The organism is Rathayibacter sp. VKM Ac-2926 (assembly GCF_022815565.1).
Classification (GTDB): Bacteria; Actinomycetota; Actinomycetes; order Actinomycetales; family Microbacteriaceae; genus Rathayibacter; species Rathayibacter festucae.
Map to the genome: position 1 here is coordinate 26,194 of NZ_JALGRS010000013.1, position 24,496 is coordinate 50,689.

The following is a 24,496-nucleotide window of genomic DNA, read 5'->3' on the forward strand; positions in this document are numbered from 1 at the left end:
GGTGGTGCGGAGGTCGGAGGCGGCGCGAGCCGCTCCCTGAGGATACGTGCGTCCGTCAGGACGCGAGCTGGAGCTTCAGGTCGGACAGCCGCGCCGAGACGGAGCCGTCGATGACCTCGTCGCCGACGTGCAGTCGCATGCCGCCCAGGAGGGAGGGGTCGACCAGGACGTTGACGGAGACCGGGCGGCCGTACTGGCGCGTGAGCGCCGAGCGGAGCCGGTCGAGCTGCTCGGGGTGCAGCGGAGCCGCGACCGAGACCGTGGCGAGGGTGAAGCCGCCCTGGTCGGCGACGACACCCGCCGCGAAGCGGACGAGCTCGGGGATGCGGCGACCGCGCGGGTGCGCGATCAGCTGGCGCAGGACGGCGAGGGTCTCCGCGGAGGCCTTGCCCTCGAGGAGGCGCTGCACGAGCGCCACCTTCGAGTCCGCCGCGGCGAGCTTGCTGCCGAGCGCGAGCTCGAGCTGAGCATCCGACGCCACGACGGCGCCGAAGGTCTGCAGCTCGGTCTCGAGCGAGACGCCCTCCGGAGTGGCGGACGCGATCGCACGGACCCCGACCTCCTCGATCCCGGCGATCAGATCGCTCGGGCTCGACCAGCGGTGGCCCACGACGACGGTCAGCAGGCGCTTGGCCGGCTCGCCGAAGGGTGCGAACACCCGGGCGACGAGGGTCTGCCTGCTGCCCGCGTCGGTGCTCGGGTCGGACAGGACCGTGCGCAGCTGCGCCTGCCCGTCGATGACCCGGGCCGCCTCGAAGAGCTGCCGGGCGGTGTCGAGGGACGCCTGGCCGCCGAGGGCGGAGAGCTCCGCCTTCGCCGACGCGAGTGCCTGCCTGGACGCGCTGCCCATCAGCTGTTCGCCTTCTCCGAGGCCTCGAGGTCGGCGAGGAAGCGGTCCACGATCGCGGACGCCTTCGCGTCGTCGTTGAGGCTCTCGCCGATGACGCCGGAGGCGAGATCGATGGCGAGGGTTCCGACTTCGGAGCGCAGAGCGACGACGGCCGACTGGCGGTCCGCCTCGATCTGGGCGTGCGCGTTCTGGAGGATGCGCTCGGCCTCGACCTGCGCCTGCTCCTTCTTCGCCGCCACGATCGCGTTGCCGTCGGCGTTCGCCTTCTCGCGGATCACTCCGGCCTCGGCGCGGGCCTCGGCCAGCTGAGCGGTGTACTTCTCGAGTGCGATCTCAGCCTGTCGCTGGGCCTCGTCGGCCTTCGCGATGTTCCCCTCGATCGCGGCGGAGCGCGCGTCGAGCATCGTCTGGATGCGCGGCAGGACCAGCCTCCAGAAGAAGAACAGCAGGATGAGGAAGATCACCCCCGACCAGAAGAAGTCGTAGAACTCCGGGATCAGAATGACCGCGGGGACGTCACCTTCTTCCGCAGCGATGTTCACAGCGGTGCTGAACACGACTACGCCGCGAAGATGAAGTAGGTGGCGAGACCGATGAGCGCGAGCACCTCGGTGAACGCGATGCCGAGGAACATCGTGGTCTGGAGGCGGCCGGCCATCTCGGGCTGGCGCGCCATGGCCTCGACGGTCTTGCCCGCGACGATGCCGACACCGATGCCGGGGCCGATCGCTGCGAGGCCGTAACCGACCGTCGCGATGTTGCCGGTGAGTTCGGCGAGAACGGTGACTGAGTCCACGAGTGGGTCCTTTCAGTGGGGTGATCGTGTGAACGGGCGGGAGCCCGTGAGTAGTGGGGTCAGTGCTCCTCGGCGACGGCCAACTGGATGTAGACCGCAGCGAGGAGAGTGAAGATGTAGGCCTGCAGCACGGCGACCAGCAGCTCGAAGAGCGTGAAGGCCCCGCCGAAGGCGAAGGTCACGACACCGAAGAGCTTGAACCCCGGGTCGATCTGCGAGCTGAAGAGGAAGAACTGCGTGGCCGAGAAGCACAGCACCAGGAGCAGGTGCCCGACGATCATGTTCATCACGAGCCGCAGCGCGAGCGAGAGCGGACGGATGATGAACGTCTGCAGCAGCTCGATCGGCGTGAGGATGAAGTAGATCAGGAACGGGGCTCCGGGCGGGAAGAGGGCGTTCTTGAAGAAGCCCATCCCCCGGTCCTTGATGCCGGCGTAGATGAAGGTGACGTACGCGACCAGGCCGAGGAAGAGGGGCATGCCCACGACCGACGTTCCCGCGATGTTCAGGAACGGGACGATGCCGGTGAGGTTCATCGCGATGATCGCGAAGAAGATCGTCACCAGGATCGGCAGGAAGCGGCGCGCGTCCTTCTCGCCGAGGATGTCCTTCGCGATCGTCACGCGGACGAAGTCGAAGGCCATCTCCACGACGCTCTGGAAGCGTCCCGGGACGATGCGCATCTTGCGCGTCCCGAGGTAGAAGAACAGCATCAGTGCGATGACCGCGATGAAGCGGACCAGCATGACGCGGTTGATCTCGAAAGGGGTTCCCTCGAAGAGGAAACCGGGCGGGAAGAACTCGGAGATCGACGGGGTGTGGAAGTCACTCTCACCGGTCGAGGACGAGACCAACAGGGTCACAGCGTTAGCAAACAGCGCTAGCTCCTGGAATTCGGGGCGTGGCACGTGGCAGACGAACGACGTGAATCGTTCGGACGCAACGCTCTCGCGACGACGAAAGGTGGGGTATTCCGCTCGGACGGCGTTCGCACTCGGCGGTCGACATCAACGATGAGACGACCTGAGGACGGGCACACGTCGCCTGCGGGGATTGGACCCTACTGTAGCAACAGAACGGCCTGAGAGCCGAATCGTGATCCTCTCAGACGCCACTCGGGCGGCGCTCATCGGGCGATGTCGCTGACGTTCGCCATGCGCGAGCGCGAGACGACGAGGACGTCGATCGCGAGCGAGCCGAGGACGGCCGCGATGATCGTGACGAACATCGCGGTGCTGTTCAGCCACGGCTGGTCGCGCAGCACGAGGGCCGCGATCACGAAGAGGACGAACTTGGCGAGCCAGGTGCCGAGCACCACGGCGAAGAAGCCGCCGATGTCCATCCGGTTGGCGACAAGGATGCTGGCGGCGGTGAGCGCCACCATGACCCCGCCGACGACGGCGCCGATCAGAGCACCGACGGCGCCCTCCCCGCCGGCGGCGAGGAATCCGACGATCGCGCCGACGACGGCCAGAGCGAGGACGAAGACGCCGCCGACGGCGAGCGTGCGCCGGAGGACGGGCACCGAGGCGGGCTGGGGGCGGGGGGCGGCCGGGGAGGCTCCGGTCATGATGCTTCTTTCCGCGCCTGGTGCGGCGCTGTCGTGTCGCGACCGAGCGGGAGCCCGATCGGCGGACGGCGCGTGTCGGTCTCGGACGCGCGGTCGAGGGGGTCGAGGACGGGGGACGCCTCCGCCGACTGCGCCGCCGCCTCGAGCCGCTTGCGGCGGCTGAGCGGGAGGAGCGTGACGACGGTGCAGGCGAGCAGCCCGATCGCGAGGAAGGCGAGCGGCACCCAGAGCACGTCGACGACGAACATCAGCAGGCAGCTGAAGGCGACGACCGCCGTCCAGGCGTAGAAGATCAGCACGGCGTGCAGGTGCGAGTGCCCCATGTCGAGCAGCCGGTGGTGCAGGTGCTTGCGGTCGGCGCTGAACGGCGACTTGCCCGCGCGCAGTCGCCGGATCACCGCGAGGCCGAAGTCCATCAGCGGGACGACCAGGATCGCGAACGGCAGGATGATCGGGATGAACGCGGGCAGCAGCTCCTTCGCCGCGAGCTGCGAGGGGTCTATCTGCCCCGTGACGGCGATGGCCGACGTCGCCATCAGCATGCCGACGAGCAGCGCTCCCCCGTCGCCCATGAACATCTTCGCCGGGCGCCAGTTGATCGGCAGGAAGCCCGCGCAGGCGCCGACGAGGACGACCGCGATCAGCGAGGCGAGGTTGAAGTAGTCCGTCGGCGACGTCTGCTGCACCAGCAGGTAGCTGTAGAGGAAGAACACGCCGTTGGCGATCAGCGCGACGCCGGCGACGAGGCCGTCGAGACCGTCGATGAAGTTCAGGGCGTTGGTCACGAGCACGATCGCCAGCACGGTGATGATCAGTGACATCCAGGGCGAGCCGACGGTGAGGCCGCCGATCGGCAGCGAGACGATCTGCACGCCCTTCCAGGCGATCAGCCCCGCGGCGATCATCTGCCCCGCGAGCTTCGTCGTCCAGTCCAGGTCCCAGATGTCGTCGGCGACGCCGATCAGGACGATGAGGAGGCTCGCGCCGAGGATCGCGAGGATCGGCTCGGGGTTGGCGAACACCAGCCGGAAGTAGGGCAGCTGCGAGGCGATGCCGAAGCCGACGAGGATCCCGAGGAACATGGCGATCCCGCCCAGGCGCGGGGTCGGCCGGGTGTGCATGTCGCGCACCCGGATCGCCGGGTAGAGCCGGTACCGCAGGCTGAGCTTCCAGATGACCCACGACAGCCCGCAGGTCACGACCGCGACCGCGAGCGAGACCAGGACGAAGGTGATCATCGGCTACTCACCCGGGGTGGAGTCGGGGCGCGCGGTGCCGCTCGCCGCCGGCTCGTCCTGCACCTGAGCGCGCGACGCCCAGTCCGGTCGCGCCGTGGGAGCGGGCTGCTCCTCGGCGGCGACGGGCTCGTCGTCCTCGACGGTCGGGTCGCTGAGCTCGGTGGAGGCGTCGTAGGACGCGACCGGCGCGGGGGCCTCGGGCTCCTCAGCCGTGGCGACGCCGTCGAGGAGGAGGTCGCCGACGACCTCGCGGATGCTCTCGGCCGAGACGACGCCCTGGCGGAGGATGCGCAGGGTGCCGCCCTCGAAGCTGAGCGCGGTCGCGTCGACGATGGTGGAGGACTCGCTGGCGCCGACCGGTCGGTCGCTGTAGCGGCTGCCGGCGGTGCCCGCGTCGAGGTAGACGTCGACGGAGTCGCCGAGCTGGTCGAGCGCCTCCTGGGCGGTGGTGGCGGACGGGCGGCCGGTGCGGTTGGCGGAGGAGACCGCGAGCGGCCCCGTCTCGGCGAGGAGCTCGAGGGTGACCGGGTTGTCGGGCATCCGGAGGGCGACGGTGCCCCGGGTCTCGCCCAGGTCCCAGACGAGGGAGGGCTGCGCGTGCAGCACGATCGTGAGCCCACCCGGCCAGAAGGCCTTCGCCAGCTCGCGGACGGCCTCGGGCACGTTCTCCGCGAGGGCGTCGAGCGCGGCCACGTCGCCGATCAGCACGGGCGGCGGCGACTGGCGGGTGCGCCCCTTCGCGTCGAGCAGGCGCTGCACCGCCGCATCTTCGAACGCGTTGGCCGCGATCCCGTAGACCGTGTCGGTCGGCAGGACGACGAGCTCGCCCCGGCCGATCGCGGTGCGCGCGAGACGGGTGCCGGTCAGGAGGTCCGTGTCGACGGAGCAGTCGTAGATGCGTGACATAACGCCGCAATGATACGGGACCACCGGTGGTGACCACCCGGAGGGCGCGCACCGCTCCGGCGGACGGCTCCTGCACGGAGGGACCGCGCCGAGAGGGGGCCCGCTGCACGGGACCAGGCGATCCGCGCCCCGGGACGCGCCACGCGGGGCGGGGCGGAACGGGGCGACCTACCGTGTCCCGGCGGCTCGCCTGCCGTCGTGATCCCCGATCGGGAGGCTCCCTCGATGGACCGGACGTCCTGCTGCGCGACGGAGTCCGGGGCTCCCCGCCCCGGAGCTCGATGATCCACCGCGTCGCCGCACTGCTGCGCTCCCCGACAGCGCGGAGCTCCTCGAACGCCGCCCTCGAGCGGCTCGTCTCCCGCGGCACGAGCGCGGTGGTCGGCCTCGTCGTCGCCGTCCACGTGTCGCCCGCGGAGGCAGGCGTGTACGCGATGGCGTTCCTCGCGCTCTCCCTCCTGCAGGAGATCGGGGAGAACACGGTGCGCCCGCTCGGCGTCGCGATGTGGCGGAGGGAGGGAGGTGCGCGCCAGCTCCGGCGCGCCGCCGCCGTCGTCTCCGTCGGCGGCGCGACGGCGATGGCGGGCGCGATCGGCCTGCTCTGGGCCCTGTCAGCGGCGTCCCCTGCGCAGGCCGTCGCCCTCCTGCCGTTCGTCGTCGTCGCCGCGCTCCACGGAGCGATCCTGCCCGCACTGACCCGGGCGCAGTTCGACGGACGCTGGGCCTCGATCGCGCGTGGTCAGGCCCTCGGCAGCATCGCCTCGATCGTCGTGTGCGTCCCGCTCGCTCCCGTCCTCGGCATCGCGGCGGGATCGCTCCAGACCGGCGTGACCGAGGGGATCCTCCTCCTCCTGCTCTCGAGACGGGGGACGCTGCCGGCTCCCGACCTGCCACGACGGCCGATGCTCAGGGACTACGTGATCCCCACCCTGCAGAGCAACGTCTTCGGCTGGCTGCAGGGCCAGTCCGAGCGGATCGTCCTCTCCGCCCTCGGTGAAGCCACGACACTCGGCCTCTACTCGATCGCGAGTCAGATCGCGCGCGCCGTCTCGGACGCCGTCGTCCTCGGACTCGCGAACGTCCTCCGCGCCCGGCTGGCGAACTCCCGGACGGACGAGGAGCGGCGCGCAGTGCTCCGCTCCGTCGTGATGCAGGCGGCGGTCGGCGCCCTGGTCGTCCAGACGACGATGGTCGCCCTGGATCTCCTCGTCCTCGGCCGCGTCCTCGACTCCTCCTGGCATCCCGCCCTGCTGATCGTGCCGATCCTCTCCGTCTCCTCCGCGCCGATCGCCTGCCTGTGGTGCGCCTCCTCGTACCTGATCGTGCAGGGCCGCGCGAGCGTGCTCGTGCCGTGGCACTGGATCGGCGTCGCTCTCAGCGTCGGAGCCGGATTCGCCGTTGCCGCCGATCTGCTCGCGGGCGCGTGCGCCGCCGTCCTCCGCGACGCCGTCGCCCTCGCCGGCCGCCTGCCGCACGTCGGGCAGGACATCGGCCGCTCCGGCCTCCTGCGCGTCTCCGGCTGCCTCGCGGCCGGCGTGCTCATCGGCGCCGCAGGCTTCTGCGCCGCGCTCCCCCGCTACAGCTGACCATCCGTGACACCCCCCGACCCCTGAGGTGACCCGCCATGACACCACCTCCCCCCGGCTCGCACCGCCGATCGCTCGCACGGTCTCCACGACGACCGCCGCCACTGCAGCGGCACGGTCACGCGGAGTCCTCGCTCCCGGGCGGACCACCCGCGCAGCGCTCGAACGCCGTCTGGCTCCCCGCTCTGGCGGTCCTCCTGCTCGGCGCCGTGGTGGTCGCGGTCGTCACCGGCGAGCTCCGGATCCCGGCGCTCGCCGCTGCGGCGGCCTGCGTGCTGATCGTCGCCCGCCTGCTCCCGCCGGCCGCCGCCCTGACGCTCGTCCTCGTCCTCTACGCGGTCGTCCCGTTCGACTACCTGGCGCTGCCCGCGCCGTTCCCGATCCTCAGTCCGATCATCGTCCTCGCGGCACTCCTGGCGATCGCGACCGGAGCTCCGCCACCGCACTGGCTCCGCAGGACCCGGCTGATGGCGCCGATCGCGTTCACGGTCTACGCACTGGTGATCCCCGTCCTCCGGCCGCAGGGGCAGATCGAGACGATCGTCTCCTGGACGGCCGTCGTCGTCATCGCGCTGATCGCCCTACCGCTGTGGATGAGCGACCCCTCGGTCTTCCGGCCGCTGACCACCGCCCTCCTCCTCGTGTCGGTCGTCCTCGCGATCATCGGGACGGTCGAGTTCACGACGCGGTCGAACCTCTACGCCGAGATCTTCGCCTCCGCTCCGTTCCCGCTCACGCAGAAGTGGAGCGTCTACCGGATAATGACGACGCTCGGGCACCCCCTGGTGAACGGCACCTTCTTCGCGTCGGTCGGATCCCTCGCGTTCGGGCTGTTCCTCAAGGGCGGACGGCCGGGTGCCCTCCTCGGCTTCGCGGCCTGCTGCGCCGGAGTGCTGCTCTCCGGATCACGCAGCGCCGTGGTCGCGATCGCGGTCGGCGTCCTGGTGGCGGGCGGCGTGACCGTCTTCCGCCTCACGGGCAGCCGGCTCGTCAGACTGATAGTCGCGTTCGCCCCTCTCCTCGTGATCGTGTCGACCGTGGGCGCTCAGGCCCTCGACCCCCGCTCCGAGACGGAGGAGGGCGCACGGTCCGCGGACGTCCGCGACCTGGTCCTCCGGATCGGTCTGAAGGTGCTGCCGACGGAGTCGGGCGTCTTCGGCTCCGGAGGAGGACTGTCGGGGGTCGTCTTCGCGCAGAACGGCGGGGGGAACTACGTCCTCGAGAGCAGCCTGTGGCAGACGGTGTTCAGCTACGGGGTCATCGGCACGACCTTCCTCGTGGCCCACCTCCTGATCGTCCTGATCTGCTCGATCACCCGAGGTGCGGTGGCCGGCCCCGCGATGCTCGTCGCGTACCTGGTGGCGGCGTCGGCCTTCAACCTCCTCGAATCGGCGCCGGCCTCTCTGATCATCCCGGCGCTCGCCCTCCTGCTGACCATCGCGGAAGCGCGGTCGGAACCGGCACCGCCGCGTGCCCTCCCGCCCGTCCCTCCGCGCCGCGTCGGCCACGGCGAGCGCCACTCGAGCAGCTCGGGCCCCGCTGCACCAGCAGCGCAGGACGGGCGCGCCGGAGCAGCCGGACCGGCGACGAGCCGGGTCGTTCCGGCCGCGCCGCGCCAAGAGCCCCGGAGACCGCGCCGCACGCCGCAGTGGCGGCGAGCGTCTTGGTAGCGTCCCGCGAGCCGCTGGACACCCCGCCCCCGGCGGACACCGAGGAGTGCTGATGACATCGACGCGCCGCTGGCTGGTCGCCACCACGGAGTACGCGGGGCTGACGCCCTACACCGGCGGAATCGGGCGCGGCTTCGCCTCGCTCCTGCCGGCGCTGGTCAGAGCGGGCGTCGAGGTCGACCTCGTCGTCCTCTCCTGCGACCCGCCTCTCGACGGCTTCGATCCCGAGGGCGTGCGGATCCTCGAGTACGTCCGGCTGCGCCGCCGGCCCGCTGTCGGCAGGCTCCTGCAACGGGCGCTCCACCTGCGCGCCCTCGTCCGCCGCTCCCGCTACGACGTGATCTTCCTCGCGGAGTGGGAGGGCCTGGGGGCGCTGCTCCCCCGGCACGCGCCGCTCGTGACGAACCTCGCGACCGGCTACCGCATCGCGGACTGGATCGCGGGCCGGTCGACGGAAGGTCGGACTCTCCGCACGCGCCTCCTGATCGGGCTCCAGAAGCGCCTCGAGACCCGCCAGATGAGACGGTCGCTCGGACTCGTCCCGATCTCCCGCGCCGTCCGGGACTGGTACTCGACGCGGATTCCGGAGCTTCCGCCCTCGGTCGTCGTCCGCAACTGCATCGACGTGCCGACGGTGCAGCGGAGCGCGCGGTGCGGCGACCTCCCGGAGGGCTGGCCGCCCGGCCCGGGTCCCGTGGTGCTCTTCCTCAGCCGCATCGAGCGGCGCAAGGGCGTCGAGACCGCGATGCACGCCTTCGAGGCACTGGCCCGGACCCGTCCGGAGGTCTCCTTCGTCTTCGCGGGTGCCTTCTGCTTCCTCGAGCCGACGGAGGCGGAGCTCCTCGACACGGTCGCCGCCGAGCACCGCGACAGGTTCACGTTCCTCGGCCACGTCGGAGGCGACGGGGTGTTCGCCGCGATCAGGGCCGCCACCGTCGTGACCTGTCCCTCACGCTGGGAGGGCTTCGGGAACGCGGCGCTCGAGGTCAAGGCGGTGGGAACCCCGCTCGTCGCCACCACCGGCAGCGGCTTCGACGACTTCTGCGAGGACGGCGTGGATGCGCTGATGGTGCCTCGGGACGACCGCTCGGCGCTCAGCGAGGCGATCGGACGACTGCTCGACGAGCCCGAGCTCAGGGAGCGCCTCACCGCTCGCGCTGCGCGCGGGATCGGTGCCTTCACCGCGGACTCGGTGGCACCGGACCTGCTCGCGGCCGCCCAGCAGCTGCTCGAGGGCGCCGGCCGGGCGAGCGGCGGGGCCAGCGCCTCGAACGGCCACCGATGACCCGCCCGAGCACGGCGCGTCCCCGCTCGGTCACGATCGGGGTCCCGGTCCACGGGGTCTCCGCGTACGTCGAGCGGTGCCTCTCCTCGCTGTGGGCGCTCGCGCTGCCGCCCGGATGCACGGTGGAGGTGATCGTCGTCGACGACGCGAGCCCCGACGACTCGATGGTGAAGGTCCGCGCATCGATCGCGGACGCGCCTCCGGCGTTCTCGGTGCTGGTGGTGACGCACGAGTCGAATCTCGGGCTCGCCGAGGTGCGGAACACGATCCTCGAGCGCGCCTCCGGAGACGCCGTCTGGTTCGTCGACTCCGACGACCACGTCCATCGGGACATGCTCGCCGCGATGGTCGATGCGATGTCCGGCGAGGTGGACGTCGTCGTCACCGGTCTGGTCGCCGTCGGCGAGTCGGGCGAGCGGCTGCCCGTCGGAGCGATGCCGTACACCGGGGGCCGCCTCTGGACGGGATGCGACGCCGCGGTCGAGCTCTTCGAGTTCCGGCTCTGGGCCTTCCTCTGGAACAAGCTCGTCCGGCGCGAGCTCTACGCCGGCCTCCGCTTCCCCCGCTCCCGCTCCTACGAGGACACGGCGCTGATGGCAGTCCTGCTCGCGCGTGCGCGCACCGTCTCGTTCGTCGATCGCGAGCTCTACGTCTACTCCGTCCGCCCCGGCGCGATCACGGACGGACTGCGGGTCGACCTCCTGGACCTCTCGAGGAACGTCCGTCACGTCGTGCGCCTGCTCGAGGCGGACTTCCCCCTGCTCGCCGCGCACCCCTCGGTCAGCTCCTACACGGCGCGGGTCGCCCACCTGTCGGCCCTGAACCACGTCGCCGAGCACCCGTCCGAGGGCGATGCCGGACGCACGATCGAGCGGGAGGTCTCGGCCGACGTCCGAGCGAGCGACGTCCTCCGCACCGTCCGCGACGGGCACGTCGCCGTCGCGGCCGCACTCGCCCTCATCGCCGTCTCGCCGAGCGCCTACGTGGGTCTTCGTCGCCGGTCGACGCTGACGCGCATCCTGCGCCACCTGCGTCGATTCCGGCGCGTGTGACGCGGTCCGAGCGGCGCTGCGCGCCAGTTCCCCGACGAACACGCCCCTCCGGGTCGACGCCCGGTCCCGCGCGAATAGCGTCCCCGCCATGCCGAAATCCCTCGCCGTCATCGGCACGCGCGGCTACCCCAGCTACTACGGCGGCTTCGAGACCGCGGTCCGCCGGCTCGCCCCCCACCTCGTCGCCGCAGGCTGGGACGTCACCGTCTACGGGCGCCCCGGAGCGACCGTCGACGACGCCGAGGGCCGAGACCCGCGCGTCCGCACCGTCGTCACCTCCGGCTGGGACTCCCGGTCGCTGAGCACGCTGAGCCACGGGCTGAGCGCCACCCGCGACGCGGTGCGACGCACTCCCGACGTCGCACTCGTCATGAACGCCGCGAACGGCCTCTTCCTCCCCCTGCTCGAGCAAGCCGGCATCCCCACCCTCGTGAACGTGGACGGCATGGAGTGGGAGCGGGAGAAGTGGGGGCCTCTCGCGCGGTCCGTCTTCCGGAGGGGCGCGCGGATGACCGCGGCGCACGCCACCGAGCTCGCCTTCGACTCGCACGAGATCGCCCGGCGCTGGGGCACCGACCTCCAGCGCGACGGCGTCTTCCTGCCCTACGGCGGAGACGTCCCGCCCGACCTGCCCGTGGAGCCCGGGCTCCGGCACCGGTCGTACGCCCTCCTCGTCTCGCGGTTCGTGCCCGAGAACACCGTCGAGGAGTTCTTCGCCGCCGCTCCCGCGATCGCGCGCACCCACGACGTCGTCATCGTCGGCTCCACCGGCTGCGGCGGCGTGCTGGATCAGCGGGCCGCTCGCCTGGCGGCCTCCCACGAGCGCATCCACCACCTCGGTCACCTCCGCGACGACGCCCGGCTCTTCTCGCTCTGGCAGCACGCCGGCGCCTACTTCCACGGTCACAGCGTCGGCGGCACCAATCCCGCGCTGGTCCAGGCCATGGCCTGCGGCGCTCCGACGGTCGCCCGCGACACCGTCTACAACCGGGAGGTGCTCGGGGAGGGCGGCGTGCTCGTCGCACCGGACGCTCCGTCGATCGCCGCGGCGGTGCGGCGGATGCTCCTCTCCCCCGACGAGCAGTGCGCCACGAGCGACGCGGCCCGCGAGCGCGCCCGCGAGCACTACACCTGGGACGCGGTCTGCTCCGCCTACGAGGAGACCCTCGCCGGGCTGGTGGACGGCGCATCGGCACGGTCGCCCCGTCCGCGCGCCCACCGCCGCCCGCTGGCGAGCCGGTGAGCGGGTCCGTCGGCCGGCGACGCCGTCCCCGCCCTCCGGCCGCGGCGTCCTGTCCGCGAACGATCCTGTTCCTCCATCCCTCCGACGAGACCTACGGCGCCGATCGGGTCCTCCTCGAGGCGCTGCGAGCGGTCCCCGAGGACGTGACGGCCGAAGTCTGGCTCCCGGACGACCTGGACTACCCCGCTCGCCCCCTCACCCGCCTGCTCGAGGAACGCGGTGTCACCGTGCGCCGCATGCCGCTCCCCGTGCTCCGGCGCGCCTACCTCCGCCCGCGCCACCTCCTCTCCTTCCTGCGGCGGACCGCAGCGACCGGCCGGGCGATCCGCGAACTCGATCCGGCACTCGTCTACGTGAACACCGCCGCGCTCGCGCTCGTGCTGCCCATCGCTCGCCTCCTCGGTGCACCGACCCTCCTGCACCTGCACGAGCACAGTCGAGGGATCGAGCGCCTGGTTCTCTGCCTGCTGTTCCGCTCGGCGGACCGCCTCGTCGTCGTGAGCCGAGCGGTCGCGGACACGCTGACCGCCTCGAACCGGAGACGGTCGACCGTCGTCCACAACGGATTCGAGAGCGCACCGCCGGTCCCGCTCCCGCAGGGAGACGAACTCGTCTTCGTCCTGGCGAGCAGGTGGAACGCGTGGAAGGGCCACGAGCACTTCCTCCGGGTGTGGAGTCGCCTCCAGCGCCGAGATGTGCGGCTGATCGTCCTCGGCGGGCCTCCGGTCTGCGGGGCCGGAGTGGACGTCCCCGGCATCGTGGCGGGCATGCGGAACGGCGAGTCCGTCGAGGTGCGCGGCGAGTGCGAGGACGTGCGGCGAGTGCTGGACGCGGCTCACGTCGTCGTCGTGCCCAGCACGTCGCCCGATCCCCTGCCGACGATCGCCCTGGAGGCCGCCGCAGCCGGACGAGCAGCCCTCGTCAGCCGCTCCGGCGGGCTGCCGGAGATCGTCCTGGACGGAGTCACCGGGCGCACGCTCGCCCCCGGCGCGGTGGAGGAGTGGGTCGCGGCCCTCGAGGGGGTGGATCGCGCCGCCGTCGAATCGTTCGGACGGGCCGCGCGCGAGCACTCCACGGCGGCCTTCTCGCGGACCGAGTTCGTGCGCCGCATCGGCGAGGAGCTCCGGGCGATGCTGCGATGACGCCGCCGAGACGCGAACTCGTCGTCGCGAGCCCGTACTCCGAGGGGGCGGCCAGGGCCCTGGTCGCCGGCGCGGCGTCCCGTGGGGCTCTGGCCGCAGAGATCCTCCCGCGGACGAGGCTCGTCGCTCTCGCCGCGTCGCTCCCCCTCCCGTCCGCTGCAGCCCGCACGACCTTCGGGCGGCGGATGCGCGTCCTCCGGGACGGCTACGCCGCGTCCCGTCCCCACCGGGTCGAGCAGGTGTCGCATCTGGCCGAGACGGTGCTCCGCGCGGGTCTCCGGCTGCCCTGTCCCGGTCTCGCACTGCGGGCGTCCTACCTCTCCAAGGTCCTCTTCGACCGGGCGGCGGCTGCTGTCGAGCTCCCCGAAGGCGCGGTCGTGCTGGGCTTCCCGGGCGCCTGCCTCGCGCTCTTCCGCGCCCACCCCGACGCCCGGCGGGTCCTCCACGCCGTCGACGCGCATCCGCGCGCGCACAACGGCGAGCTCCTCCGGCACTTCTCCCGCCGCCGGACCTGGGACGAGCGCTACCCCGGGCGCCTCGTGCGCCGGATCGAGAAGGAGCTGCGGCTCGCCGACATCGTCCTCACCCCCTCGGCGATCGTCTCGGAGCAGATGGCCCGGTACGGCGTCGATCGCGCGAAGATCGTGCAGATCCCCTACGGCGTGAGCCTGACCGGCTTCACCCCCGACGGACCGTCCGTCGATCGCGACCCCGAGCGGCGACGAGTCGTCTGCGCGGCCCACCTCTCGCACCGCAAGGGGATCCCCCAGCTCCTCGAAGCCCTTCGAGGACTGCCGGTGGACCTCGTCCTGGCCGGCGGAGTCTTCGATCGGCGCCTGCTCCGCGGTGCCCCGCCGAACGTGATCGTCACCGGCCCGCTCTCCGCGGACGAGCTCGCGCGGGAGTTCCGGGCCGCCGACGCCTTCGTCCTCCCGACGCTGGAGGACGCCTGCTCCCTGGTCGTCGCCGAAGCCGCGGCCTCCGGGCTCCCGGTCATCACGACCGACGCCAACGGCGCCTCCGCCCTTCTCGACCCGCGGCACAGCACGGTCCTGCCCGCGGGAGACGTCCTGGCGCTCCGGGAAGCGCTCAGCAGGGTGCGGCCGCTCGATCGCGCGACCCGGCTGGCGATCGCGGAGTCGGCGCGCACCGCGGCGACGTCGATCACCGAATGGAGCACCTACGCGGAGCGGGTGCTCGACGTCGTCCTCGCCGAACGAGGGTCACGGGTCACGGGCGATCGGGCGGGCTGCGGTGCGCGGCACGGGCGGAACTGAGAGAATCTCCCGCAATAGCGAGCACACCTCATTTTCTCGTGTACGGTGCTGTTCCTGTCCTCCTCGCTCGAGGCGGCGCCGCTCTCGGCGTCCGCCCCGCGCTCCCGCCCCTCACCGAAGAAGAGACCACCGCCATGCTCCGACGCCTCGACGGCACCGAACCCCGGGTCATCGCCGTGACCGTGTCCACCGGAAGGCGCACGGCGACACTCGCCCGCGTCGTCGAGGCGGCTCTGCAGGCCGGCGCCGACTCGGTGCACGTCGTCTTCAGCGGCAACGGCGGCCAGGAGCGCGTGCTGCGCGGACTGCTCCCGGCGGGCCTCGACGCCCGCGTGAGCGCCACGGTCCTTCCGAACGACCTCGGCACCGCCGGCGGCTTCCGGGCCGCGATCGAGCACTGCCGCACGCAGGAGCTGGACTACGCCTGGCTCCTCGAGGACGACACCGCGCCGCGGCCGGACGCACTCGCCGTGCTGCTGGCCTCTCCCCTGGCGCTCGATCCGAGGGCCTGCCACGCGAGTCTGCGCGAGACCGACTTCTACCAGTCCCAGCTCGTCACGGGTCGGCCCGCCGCCGAGGTGTTCCCGAGCCCCGGCCGGTTCCTGGACAACGACGTGCGCCGACTCCTCCGGCGCGGGGCCTGCGGCCGCTGCGGGGCGCGCCCGCAGGAGCCGATCGTGGTTCCGATCGCGCCCTACGGCGGCCTGCTGGTCTCCCGGGCCGCGCTCGTGGAGGTGGAGCCGCCGCGTCAGGAGTTCGTGCTCCGGGGTGACGACCGGGACTGGACGCGGCGGATCACGCGGGCCGGCTTCACCCTCAACCTGCACCCCCTGAGTCGGATCGATGAACTCGACCGGTGCCGGAGCGCGGCCGAGCGCGCGTCGGCGACCGACGTGCTCCTGCACTCCTCGAACTCCCGCGAGCTCTACCTCGCCGTCCGGAACCGGACGGCGCTCGACCTCGAGCTGGCCCGGACGGAGGGGCGCCGCGGCAGCACCGTCTTCGCGCTGAACCGCGGGATCTACTGCGCCGCGCTGGCGGCCCGGGGCCTGCGATGGGGCCGGGTTGCGACGGCCGGCACGATCCTCCGGGGCGTCGTCGCGGGCGGCCGGGGGCGCTTCCTCTCCGTGCGCTGACGCGCCGCCGGCCCTCCCCCGGGTCGGGCCGCCGGTCCCCCGGTCTGGTCGCCGATCCCCCGGGTGGTGTCGCCGGCTCCCCGCGGTCAGGACGCCAGGAGGCCGAGTTCGACCAGCTCGTCGAGGAGCTGCTCGATCTCCGCCCGCCGGCCGTCGGCGAGCACGTCACCGAGGTCGTCCGTGGCGCGCACGACTGCGTCGGCCCCTGCTCGCGAGCGCGCGTCCTGAGCGGAGAACCGCTCCCAGAGCAGCCGCGCCGCCCCCTGCAGCACGACCGGCTGCGCCCCCGCGGGCGCACCGAGGGGCAGGAGGTAGAGGCCCTGCGGCGTCGCCATCGCCGCCACGCGGGACCCCGTCACGGACCGCCCGCAAAACGTCCGCGCGCCGTCGACGACCTGCCCTGTCGCCGGAGCTGTCCGCTCGGTGCCGGGCGCCGGCACGGGAGCTCCGCCGACGGGAGCGGTTCCTCCGGGCGCGAGCCGCGGAGCAGCGGCCGCGTCGGCGTCCGCCCGGAAGGCGCGGCGCACGGCGACGAGGTCCCGGATCGCGGGCAGGAGCGCACGAGCCGCGGCCGCGAAGCGCCGCGCACGGATCGACAGGCGGGCCGAGGCGGTCGGCGGGAGCAGAGGGTGGTCGATCACCAGGTCCTGGCCGGCGGGGTGGAGCGCTCGCCGGAGCAGGACGACACGCTCCGCGAGCGTCGGCGCCTGGTCGATCGCCAGCAGCCAGTCGGCCGTCCTGCTCGGCCGCCGCGTGCGCAGCCGCCAGAGCGCGTACTGCCGACTCGGCCGGGCGGGCAGCGCGACGGTCGCGCCGATCCGCACGAGGAAGGGGGCGATCGGCTCCAGGCAGCCGAGCTCCGCGGCTCGAGCGACCACCGCTTCCTCCCTGCGCCGGGCCGCCACCACCGCGACGAGCTCCTCGAGCTCCTCCTCGCTCCGCTGCTGATACGGCGAGCGCAGGCTGTGCAGGGCGGAGACGACGACGGACGTGTCGAAGCCGATCGCCCGCACCGGCACTCCGGCGACGACCACCTCGCAGCGGGTCCGCCAGAGCACCTCGAAGGCGAGCTGCGGATCGACGAAGAAGCCGGGCCAGCTGGTGTGCACGTCGATATCGCAGGGCCAGGAAGCGTGGAGGAGGGTGATCGAGTGGGTCACGAACGCCCGGTGCGCGGCGGACCCCGGCCGGACCGACCAGCCGCGCTCGCCGAGCAGGGTGAGGAGGCGGTCCGCATCGCCCGGGGCGACGAGGACGTCCGCGTCGCTGGAGGGATGAGGACGGCGGATCCGGTGCGCATCGGCGATCGGGCCCTTGAGGAAGAGAGCGCGGATCCCCGCGCTGCGGGCGAGGTCGTCCACGAGGGCGTGGACCAGGCCGACGGCGGCGGCGAGCGGGAGGTCGGCGAGGGGTCGCATGATGGCTGCCGTCCTCCGTCCTCCGGGACGCGGATCCGCGCCGCAGAGAACCGTAGGAGCCGTCGCCCGGAGAACGGCCCCGGGGCGCGGCATCACGGGTCCGCGTGCGCGGGACGTCGCCCGCGCCGGGTGGACCTCTCCCGGCCGGTGGGCGCCGCGGTGCCGTCCGGGCGTCCGCTCGTGGTGCGGTAACGTCCCTGCTGGAAGCCCCGGCCCCCGTCCCTCCCACTCACAGCAGGAGCACTCGTGCGAATCCTCGTCACCGGCGGAGCCGGCTTCATCGGCAGCAACTTCGTCCACCTGACCCTCCGCGAGCGGCCCGACGCGCGGATCACCGTGCTGGACAAGCTCACCTACGCGGGCAACCGCGCCTCCCTCGCCCCGGTCGCCGACCGGATCACGTTCGTCGAGGGCGACATCGCCGACGCCGAGCTGGTCGACCGCCTGGTCGCCGATGCGGACCTGGTCGTGCACTTCGCCGCGGAGTCGCACAACGACAACTCGCTGAACGACCCGACGCCGTTCCTCGAGACCAACATCATCGGCACCTTCACCCTGCTGCAGGCCGTGCGGAAGCACGACGTCCGCTACCACCACATCTCGACCGACGAGGTCTACGGCGACCTCGAGCTCGACGACCCGGCGAAGTTCACCGAGCAGACGCCGTACAACCCCTCCAGCCCCTACTCCTCGACGAAGGCCGGCAGCGACCTGCTCGTGCGCGCGTGGGTCCGCTCCTTCGGCGTGAAGGCGACGATCTCGAACTGCTCGAACAACTACGGGCCGTACCAGCACGTCGAGAAGTTCATCCCCCGGCAGATCACGAACGTCATCGACGGCGTCCGGCCCAAGCTCTACGGCGCCGGCGAGAACGTCCGCGACTGGATCCACGTCGACGACCACAACAGCGGCGTCTGGGCGATCATCGAGCGCGGCGCCATCGGCGAGACGTACCTGATCGGCGCGGACGGCGAGAAGAACAACCTCGAGGTCGTGACCTTGATCCTGGAGGAGTTCGGCCAGGGCGCCGACGCCTTCGACCACGTCACCGACCGGCCCGGCCACGACCTCCGCTACGCAATCGACTCCACGCGCCTGCGCACGGAGCTGGGCTGGGAGCCGCGCTACACCGACTTCGAGTCGGGTCTCGCCGCTACGGTGCAGTGGTACCGCGAGAACGAGGACTGGTGGCGTCCGCAGAAGGCGGCGACAGAGGCGAAGTACTCGGCGCAGATCAGCACCACCCCGTAGCGCCCGGCCTTGCAGACGGCCGCGGCCGTCGTTTCCGGACGGCGGCCGCTTCCGCGTGCCCGGACGCGACGCGATGTCGCTCCGAGGCGGACGGACGGCGCGCGAGCGCGGACCGGGAGCCGCGTTCGGGGGGCCCGGTGGCGGGGCTTTGTTCACTTCGGCCGGGGCGGTGAGTCGCCTCTCTACGGTGAGCGCATCCCATCCCCCGGGTGGCCGCCCTCCCGATCCTCCACGCCGCACCGCGGAGGAGCCGCGGCTCCGCCCCTCGCCGAAGGCAGAGGCCCATGCTCCGACGTGCCCGACGCAGTGCACCGCTCGCCCTCGTCCTCGCCGCGGCACTCGCGGTCGGGCTGGTGCCGTTCGGTGCCGCTCCGGCCTCCGCGGTCGGCTCCGCCTCGACCCCGGGGACGTACGAAAACGACTCCCCCGCCCTGACGCTGACCGGCACCTGGAACACGGTCGCCTCGTCGATGGACAGCGGCGGGACCTATGCGCAGCTCTCGACGGCCGGGGCGGCCGAGATCACCTTCGCGGCGACCGGCATCGCCTGGACCGCGCGGAAGAACCAGTCCTCCGGTTTCGCGGACGTCTACCTCGACGGATCAAAGGTCACCACCGTCGATCTCTACTCGCCGGCCACCCAGTACCGGCAGGCGGTCTACAGCGTCGACGGCCTCGCGGACGGCGAGCACACCCTCCGCATCGTGCGCACGGGCACCAAGAACGACAGCGCCATCGGCCGGAACATCACCCTCGACTCCGTCGTCGTCTCGGACATCACTCCCCCGTCCGCGCCGACGAGCGTCACTGCAACCGCGGAGGGAACGGGCGCGCGGGTCGGCTGGACGGCGTCCCCCGAGAGCGACGTCGCCGGCTATCAGGTGTTCCGTTCGGCGAGCGGCAGCACTGAGTGGGCACGGCTGACCGACGACCGCGGGGTGAGCGGCACCGATCTGCTCGACGAGGGACTGGCGCCCGGCGGCGGCTACTCGTATCAGGTAGCGGCGGTCGACGCGGCCGGCAACGTGTCGCCTCGCAGCGCTACCGCCTCGGTGGTTCTGCCGCAGAACGCCGTCGCGCCGGGGACGTACGAGAACGACTCCGCCGCCGTCACGCTCTCCGGCGGGTGGAGCGCCGTCGCGTCGTCGATGGACAGCGGCGGCTCCTACTCACAGTTGGGCGCCGCCGGTTACGCCGAGATCTCCTTCACCGGCACCGGCGTCTCCTGGATCGCCCGGAAGAACCAGTCCTCCGGAACCGCGGACGTGCTCCTCGATGGGACGACGGTCGCCACCGTCGACCTCTACGCGGGGACGACCGCGTACCGGCAGGCGGCCTACCGGGTCGACGGGCTCGCGGACGGCGTGCACACGCTCCGAGTCGTGCGCACCGGCACGAAGAACGACAGCGCCATCGGCCGGAACATCACCCTCGACTCTTTCGTGATCCCCGACATCACCGCGCCGGCGACTCCCGCCGACGTCTCCGCGGTCCCCGAGTCGACAGGAGCGCGCGTCTCCTGGTCCGCGAGCGCCGACGCGGACACCATCGGCTACCGTGTCTACCGAGCGGTCGGCGCCGACGCCGCCTGGACGGAGATCACGCCCGCCTCCGGCACGACCGAGCTCGGCCTCCTCGACGAGTCGCTGCAGCCGGGCACCGGCTACCGCTATCAGGTCGTCGCCTTCGACGGCTCGGGGAACACCTCGGTGCGGAGCGCCTTCGCCGCGGTGACGACCGCGATCGCCGCCGTCCTCCCCGGCACCTGGGAGAACGACTCCGCGGCCGTCACCCGCTCCGGTCCCTGGACCGTGGTCTCCTCATCGATGGACAGCGGCGGCACCTACTCGCAGCTCGGTGCCGCGGGCTACGCGGAGCTCTCCTTCACCGGGACCGGCGTCTCCTGGCTCGCTCGGAAGAACGCCTCGTCCGGCATCGCCGAGGTGCTCCTCGACGGCGTCTCCGTGGCGACAGTCGACCTGTACTCGGCGTCCACGCAGTACCGGCAGACCGCGTACCGGGTCGACGGACTGACCGACACGACGCACACCCTCCGCGTGGTGCGCACGGGGACAAAGAGCGAGGCGGCGAGCGGGCGCAACATCACCCTCGACGCATTCGTCGTGCCCGACGTCACGGCGCCGTCGCCGCCGACGGACGTCACCGCGACGCAGGAGGGCACCGGTGCGCGGATCAGCTGGACGGCGAGCCCGGAGCCGGACGTCGCGGGCTACGAGGTCTACCGCGCCACGGATTCGACCTTCGCGCGGATCAGCCCCGCGGAAGGCGTCAGCGGAACCAGTCACGTCGACAGCGATCTGCAGCCGGGAGTGACCTACTCGTACCAGCTGGCCGCGTTCGACGCGTCGGGGAACACCTCCGCGCGCACCGCCGCCACGAGCACGACGATGGCGCTCCGCGCCGTCCCACCCGGCTTGTACGAGAACGGATCCTCCGCGATCACCACGACCGGCACCTGGACCACCGTCTCCTCGACGATGGACAGCGGCGGCAGCTACGCGCAGCTGACCACCGCCGGCTACGCCGAGCTGTCCTTCGAGGGCACCGGCATCAGCTGGACGGCCCGGCGCAACTCGTCGTCGGGCATCGCCGAGGTACTCCTCGACGGCCGCTCCGTCGACACCGTCGACCTCTACTCCGCCTCCACCCAGTACCGGCAGACCGTCTACCGGATCGACGGACTCGCCGACACCGCGCACACGCTGCGGATCGTCCGCACCGGCACCAAAAACGCCGGCGCGATCGGCCGCAACATCACCCTCGACTCCCTCGTCGTGGCCGACGTCACCGCGCCCTCGACCCCGACGGGCGTGTCCGCCGCCGTGGAGGGGACGGGCGCCCGGATCAGCTGGACCGCGAGCCCCGAGAAGGACGTGACCGGATACCGGGTCTACCGCGCCCCCTCCGGCTCGTCGACCTGGACCCTGCTCACCCCGACCGCGGGCGTCACAGGGACCGACCACCTCGACGACGGACTGCAGCCCGGCGCCGGCTACAGCTACCAGATCGTCGCCGTCGACTGGGCGGGGAACACGTCCGCGCGCAGCGCGAGCGCCTCGGTGACCATGCCGCAGAACGCGGTCTCCCCGGGCACTTACGAGAACGACTCCTCCGCCGTGACGCTGTCCGGGACCTGGGGCGTCGCCACGTCGCCCGTGGACAGCGCGGGCAGCTACTCGCAGCTGACGACCGCGGGGTACGCCGAGCTCTCCTTCACCGGCACCGGCGTCTCCTGGATCGCACGGAAGAACTCGTCCTCGGGGATCGCCGAGGTCTTCCTGGACGGGAAGAAGGTCGCCTCTGTCGACCTCTACTCCTCGACCACGCTGTACCAGCAGACCGTCTACCGGGTGGCGGGGCTCCGCGACGCCGTGCACACGATCCGGGTGGTGCGCACGGGGACGAAGAGCGACGAGGCGATCGGCCGCAACATCACCCTCGACGCGTTCGTCGTCCCCGACGTCACGGCGCCGGCCGCGGCCACCGGCCTCGTCGTCGGTCCCGAGGGCACCGGCGCGCGGATCAGCTGGACCGCGAGCCGGGACTCCGACGTCGCCGGCTACCGCCTGCTGCGGACGCCGACGACGAGCAGCACCTGGACGCCGGTGCAGAGCGCCCTGGTGACAGCGACCAACTACTACGACGCGGGGCTCACTCCGAGCGGGCGCTTCAAGTACAAGGTGATCGCGGTGGACACCAGCGGGAACGAGTCTCCCGGCACACCGACCGCGTCGCTGACGGCGCCGGCGATGCCGGTGATCGAGAGCCCGGCGCTCGCCGACTGCCCGGCGGCGACGGTGACGGTCTCTACCAGCGCCCAGCTCAAGGCGGCGCTGAGCGCGGCGAAGCCCGGCACCGTGATCCGGCTGGCGGCGGGCGTCTACACAGACTCCTTCACCGTCTCGAAGTCGGGGACGGCAGCAGCGCCGGTCTGGATCTGCGGCGGTCGCGACGCGGTGCTCGACGCGGGCTCGACCTCCGAGGCGCGCGCGCTGCTCGTCTCGTCGGTCAGCCACGTGAAGCTGGTCGGCTTCACCGTCCGCAACTCGACGAAGGGCGTGATGGTGGTCGGCAGCGACCACGTCGTCGTCTCGCACCTGAAGATCCAGAACATCGGCGACGAGGGCATCCACCTCCGCTCGACGACGATCGACAGCGTGGTCTCCGGGAACACGATCGACCGGACGGGGCGGGTCCGCCCGCTCTTCGGCGAGGGGATCTACGTGGGGACGGCCGAGGAGAACCGCTGCACCTACAGCGAGTGCCTCCCCGACGCGTCGAACCGCAACATGATCGCCGGGAACACGATCACCAACACGACCTCCGAGGCCATCGAGGCGAAGGCCGGCACCTTCGACGGCTGGATCGTGGACAACTCGGTCGATAGCACCGGGATGGGCGCCGACCACCTCTCGCCGCTCGTGATCCTCGGCAACTCCTGGGTCGTGACCGGCAACACCGTGGTCACCGCGCACCGCGACGGGATCCAGGTCTACGCCTCCGAGAACGCCTTCGGCTGGGACAACGAGGTGTTCGGCAACAGCTTCGGGACGGCACCGAGCGGGTACTTCGCGCGGATGACCGTTGACGTGCACGGCAACATCGTCGGCTGCGACAATGATCCGGGCGCGGCAGGGGTGTCGAACCTGGCCTGCCAGAACTGAGGGCGGCGTCGGCCGGCGGAGCACCGAGGAGGGGCGCGCCCCTCAACCGGAGGGGTGCGCCTCGATGACCGACGCCTGAGAATGCCGGACCGAGATCGTCGAGCTCCCCGGCTTCGCGGAGTAGGCGATGAGCCCCTTCGGATCCTCGACGCTCGTCGCGGCGAAGTAGGTGACGTCGAGACGATAGCGATCCGCGATGCGATAGGCGAGCTCGAAGCTCTCGCGGTCCTCGTCGCCGGACTCTGACTGCCAGCCGAGCTCGCCGATCGTGCAGTGGACGCCGAATCCGGAGCACCACTTCGCGAAGGACGTGATCCGCGTGAGGAGGCTCTTGCGTGTGCCGTCGTGCAGGTAGAAGTGCTGGGAGTAGACGATCGCGTTCTGCGGGTCGCTGATCGGCGGACCGTCCGGCGCATCCTCGGCGAAGCTCGACAGGAGGATGGAGTCGATCCAGATCGCGTGCGCGTCGCCCCGCTTCCGTAGGTCGTCGACGACCGCCTGCATGTACCCGAAGTACGTGGAGGACCCGGTCAGGCTCCCGCGCGGCTCGTTGAAGAGGTTGTAGGCGGCGACGCGCTCATCGTCCTTGAAGCGGTCCGAGATCGCCCTCCAGACCTTGATCACGTCATCGGTCGTCAGGTCGCCGCCGCAGTAGATCGTTCCCTTCGGCACCGGACCGGTGCCCCAGGGGAAGGCGCAGCTGTTGTGCAGGTCCAGGACGAGGCGGATCCCGGCCGTACCTGCGCGCTCGACCTGCTCCTCGAGGAGATCCAGGTACGCGGGATCGACGGGGGCGTCCAGGGCTGCGCGGACGTCGTCGCCCGGCTTCCAGGGCTGCAGTCGCTGCCACGGCACGGCGAGGCGGATGATCGAGACTCCCCGGCCGGCGAGGTAGTCGTACGTCGCCTGGTTGTCGGGCTCCACCCGCGAGGTCGCGATCGCCCGCTGCTGCTGGAGCGTGTACAGATTCACACCGCGCAGGTAGGAGGAACCGTCGAGGTAGGTCGAGAGGCCGGTGTCCGCCGACGGCAGCGGCACCGGAGCCGGGCCGCCCGAGGGGGTCGGCTCCGGCCGCGGCGTGCACGCTGCGAGGATCGCGAGCACCGTGCCGAGGGCGACGACCGTCAGGAGGCGCCGGAAGCTGTTCGTTCTTCTGATGCCGGGCACACGCCCTCCCCTCCCGATGCGTTGCAGATCGAGCGCGGTGATCGCACTCCACTCCGGAGGGCCGCGAACGATCTCCACGTTAGCGGCGGACGACCGGACGACTCGCCCGCACAGCCGGAGAACGCCGAAGAAAGGTCGGCTGATCTCTCGTGAGACAGTCGAGAAGAATCATTCGCCGAAAGATCAGGAATTCTTTTCGAGAACGCCGATGACGCCACTCCGCC

General features: G+C 71.8%; 19 protein-coding genes. 10 read left to right on the forward strand and 9 right to left on the reverse strand.

The annotated features are described in order from the left end of the window. Nucleotides 1-55: 55 nt before the first annotated feature. From MT351_RS16360 to MT351_RS16390, 7 genes are all read right to left on the reverse strand, one after another. Nucleotides 56-850: a F0F1 ATP synthase subunit delta gene (locus MT351_RS16360; RefSeq protein ID WP_243582673.1), complete on the reverse strand. Its 795-nt coding sequence runs from the start codon at nucleotides 848-850 to the stop codon at nucleotides 56-58. Continuing rightward, on the reverse strand, nucleotides 850-1,407 hold the full coding sequence (locus MT351_RS16365; protein ID WP_243582674.1) for a F0F1 ATP synthase subunit B: 558 nt from the start codon (nucleotides 1,405-1,407) through the stop codon (nucleotides 850-852). The genes MT351_RS16360 and MT351_RS16365 overlap by 1 nt, the downstream gene beginning before the upstream one ends. A 2-nt stretch (nucleotides 1,408-1,409) precedes the next feature. Next, nucleotides 1,410-1,646, reverse strand: coding sequence for an ATP synthase F0 subunit C (locus MT351_RS16370; RefSeq protein WP_055794702.1), 237 nt, complete (start codon nucleotides 1,644-1,646; stop codon nucleotides 1,410-1,412). Between the two features lie 59 nt (nucleotides 1,647-1,705). Continuing rightward, entirely contained in the window at nucleotides 1,706-2,509 is an 804-nt protein-coding gene (atpB, locus tag MT351_RS16375) for a F0F1 ATP synthase subunit A (RefSeq protein WP_123445503.1), read from the reverse strand. Between the two features lie 263 nt (nucleotides 2,510-2,772). Next, the gene (locus MT351_RS16380; protein WP_243582675.1) at nucleotides 2,773-3,216 is read right to left on the reverse strand and encodes a hypothetical protein; all 444 of its coding nucleotides are present in this window, start codon (nucleotides 3,214-3,216) and stop codon (nucleotides 2,773-2,775) included. Continuing rightward, a complete protein-coding gene (locus tag MT351_RS16385) occupies nucleotides 3,213-4,454 on the reverse strand; it encodes an MraY family glycosyltransferase (protein ID WP_123735361.1) in 1,242 nt (413 codons plus the stop codon). Before MT351_RS16385 ends, MT351_RS16380 begins: the two co-directional genes overlap by 4 nt. 3 nt (nucleotides 4,455-4,457) lie before the next feature. Continuing rightward, nucleotides 4,458-5,360, reverse strand: a complete 903-nt coding sequence (locus tag MT351_RS16390) for an L-threonylcarbamoyladenylate synthase (RefSeq protein ID WP_243582676.1) — start codon at nucleotides 5,358-5,360, stop codon at nucleotides 4,458-4,460. Nucleotides 5,361-5,641: 281 nt separating this feature from the next. On the opposite strand from MT351_RS16390, the gene MT351_RS16395 reads away from it, so the two are divergent. The 8 genes from MT351_RS16395 (at nucleotide 5,642) to MT351_RS16430 (ending at nucleotide 15,751) form a co-directional block, all read left to right on the forward strand. Then, a complete protein-coding gene (locus tag MT351_RS16395) occupies nucleotides 5,642-6,946 on the forward strand; it encodes an oligosaccharide flippase family protein (protein WP_243582677.1) in 1,305 nt (434 codons plus the stop codon). Between the two features lie 38 nt (nucleotides 6,947-6,984). Further along, nucleotides 6,985-8,616, forward strand: coding sequence for a hypothetical protein (locus tag MT351_RS16400; RefSeq protein ID WP_243582678.1), 1,632 nt, complete (start codon nucleotides 6,985-6,987; stop codon nucleotides 8,614-8,616). Nucleotides 8,617-8,668: 52 nt separating this feature from the next. Continuing rightward, the gene (locus tag MT351_RS16405; protein WP_243582679.1) at nucleotides 8,669-9,901 is read left to right on the forward strand and encodes a glycosyltransferase family 4 protein; all 1,233 of its coding nucleotides are present in this window, start codon (nucleotides 8,669-8,671) and stop codon (nucleotides 9,899-9,901) included. Next, complete coding sequence (locus tag MT351_RS16410; protein WP_243582680.1) at nucleotides 9,898-10,953, forward strand: glycosyltransferase family 2 protein; 1,056 nt, start codon at nucleotides 9,898-9,900, stop codon at nucleotides 10,951-10,953. The genes MT351_RS16405 and MT351_RS16410 overlap by 4 nt, the downstream gene beginning before the upstream one ends. Before the next feature lie 88 nt (nucleotides 10,954-11,041). Further along, nucleotides 11,042-12,196 carry a glycosyltransferase gene (locus MT351_RS16415; RefSeq protein ID WP_243582681.1) on the forward strand — a complete coding sequence of 385 codons (1,155 nt, stop codon included), beginning with the start codon at nucleotides 11,042-11,044 and terminating at the stop codon, nucleotides 12,194-12,196. A gap of 143 nt (nucleotides 12,197-12,339) precedes the next feature. After that, a complete protein-coding gene (locus MT351_RS16420; protein WP_243582682.1) occupies nucleotides 12,340-13,338 on the forward strand; it encodes a glycosyltransferase family 4 protein in 999 nt (332 codons plus the stop codon). Then, nucleotides 13,335-14,615 (forward strand): glycosyltransferase family 4 protein, encoded by a 1,281-nt coding sequence (locus MT351_RS16425; protein WP_243582683.1) that lies wholly within the window; start codon nucleotides 13,335-13,337, stop codon nucleotides 14,613-14,615. The genes MT351_RS16420 and MT351_RS16425 overlap by 4 nt, the downstream gene beginning before the upstream one ends. A 134-nt stretch (nucleotides 14,616-14,749) precedes the next feature. Next, nucleotides 14,750-15,751 carry a glycosyltransferase gene (locus MT351_RS16430; RefSeq protein WP_243582684.1) on the forward strand — a complete coding sequence of 334 codons (1,002 nt, stop codon included), beginning with the start codon at nucleotides 14,750-14,752 and terminating at the stop codon, nucleotides 15,749-15,751. A gap of 86 nt (nucleotides 15,752-15,837) precedes the next feature. Here MT351_RS16430 and MT351_RS16435 read toward each other — a convergent pair whose 3' ends face one another. Then, complete coding sequence (locus MT351_RS16435) at nucleotides 15,838-17,169, reverse strand: nucleotidyltransferase family protein (protein ID WP_243582685.1); 1,332 nt, start codon at nucleotides 17,167-17,169, stop codon at nucleotides 15,838-15,840. Between the two features lie 246 nt (nucleotides 17,170-17,415). Between MT351_RS16435 and rfbB the strand changes: the two genes are divergently transcribed. Beyond that, the gene (gene rfbB / locus MT351_RS16440; protein ID WP_243582686.1) at nucleotides 17,416-18,420 is read left to right on the forward strand and encodes a dTDP-glucose 4,6-dehydratase; all 1,005 of its coding nucleotides are present in this window, start codon (nucleotides 17,416-17,418) and stop codon (nucleotides 18,418-18,420) included. A 284-nt stretch (nucleotides 18,421-18,704) separates the two neighbouring features. Beyond that, nucleotides 18,705-23,105, forward strand: coding sequence for a fibronectin type III domain-containing protein (locus MT351_RS16445; protein ID WP_243582687.1), 4,401 nt, complete (start codon nucleotides 18,705-18,707; stop codon nucleotides 23,103-23,105). 42 nt (nucleotides 23,106-23,147) lie between these two features. Here MT351_RS16445 and MT351_RS16450 read toward each other — a convergent pair whose 3' ends face one another. After that, nucleotides 23,148-24,272: a glycoside hydrolase family 5 protein gene (locus tag MT351_RS16450; protein WP_243582688.1), complete on the reverse strand. Its 1,125-nt coding sequence runs from the start codon at nucleotides 24,270-24,272 to the stop codon at nucleotides 23,148-23,150. Between the last annotated feature and the right edge of the window lie 224 nt (nucleotides 24,273-24,496).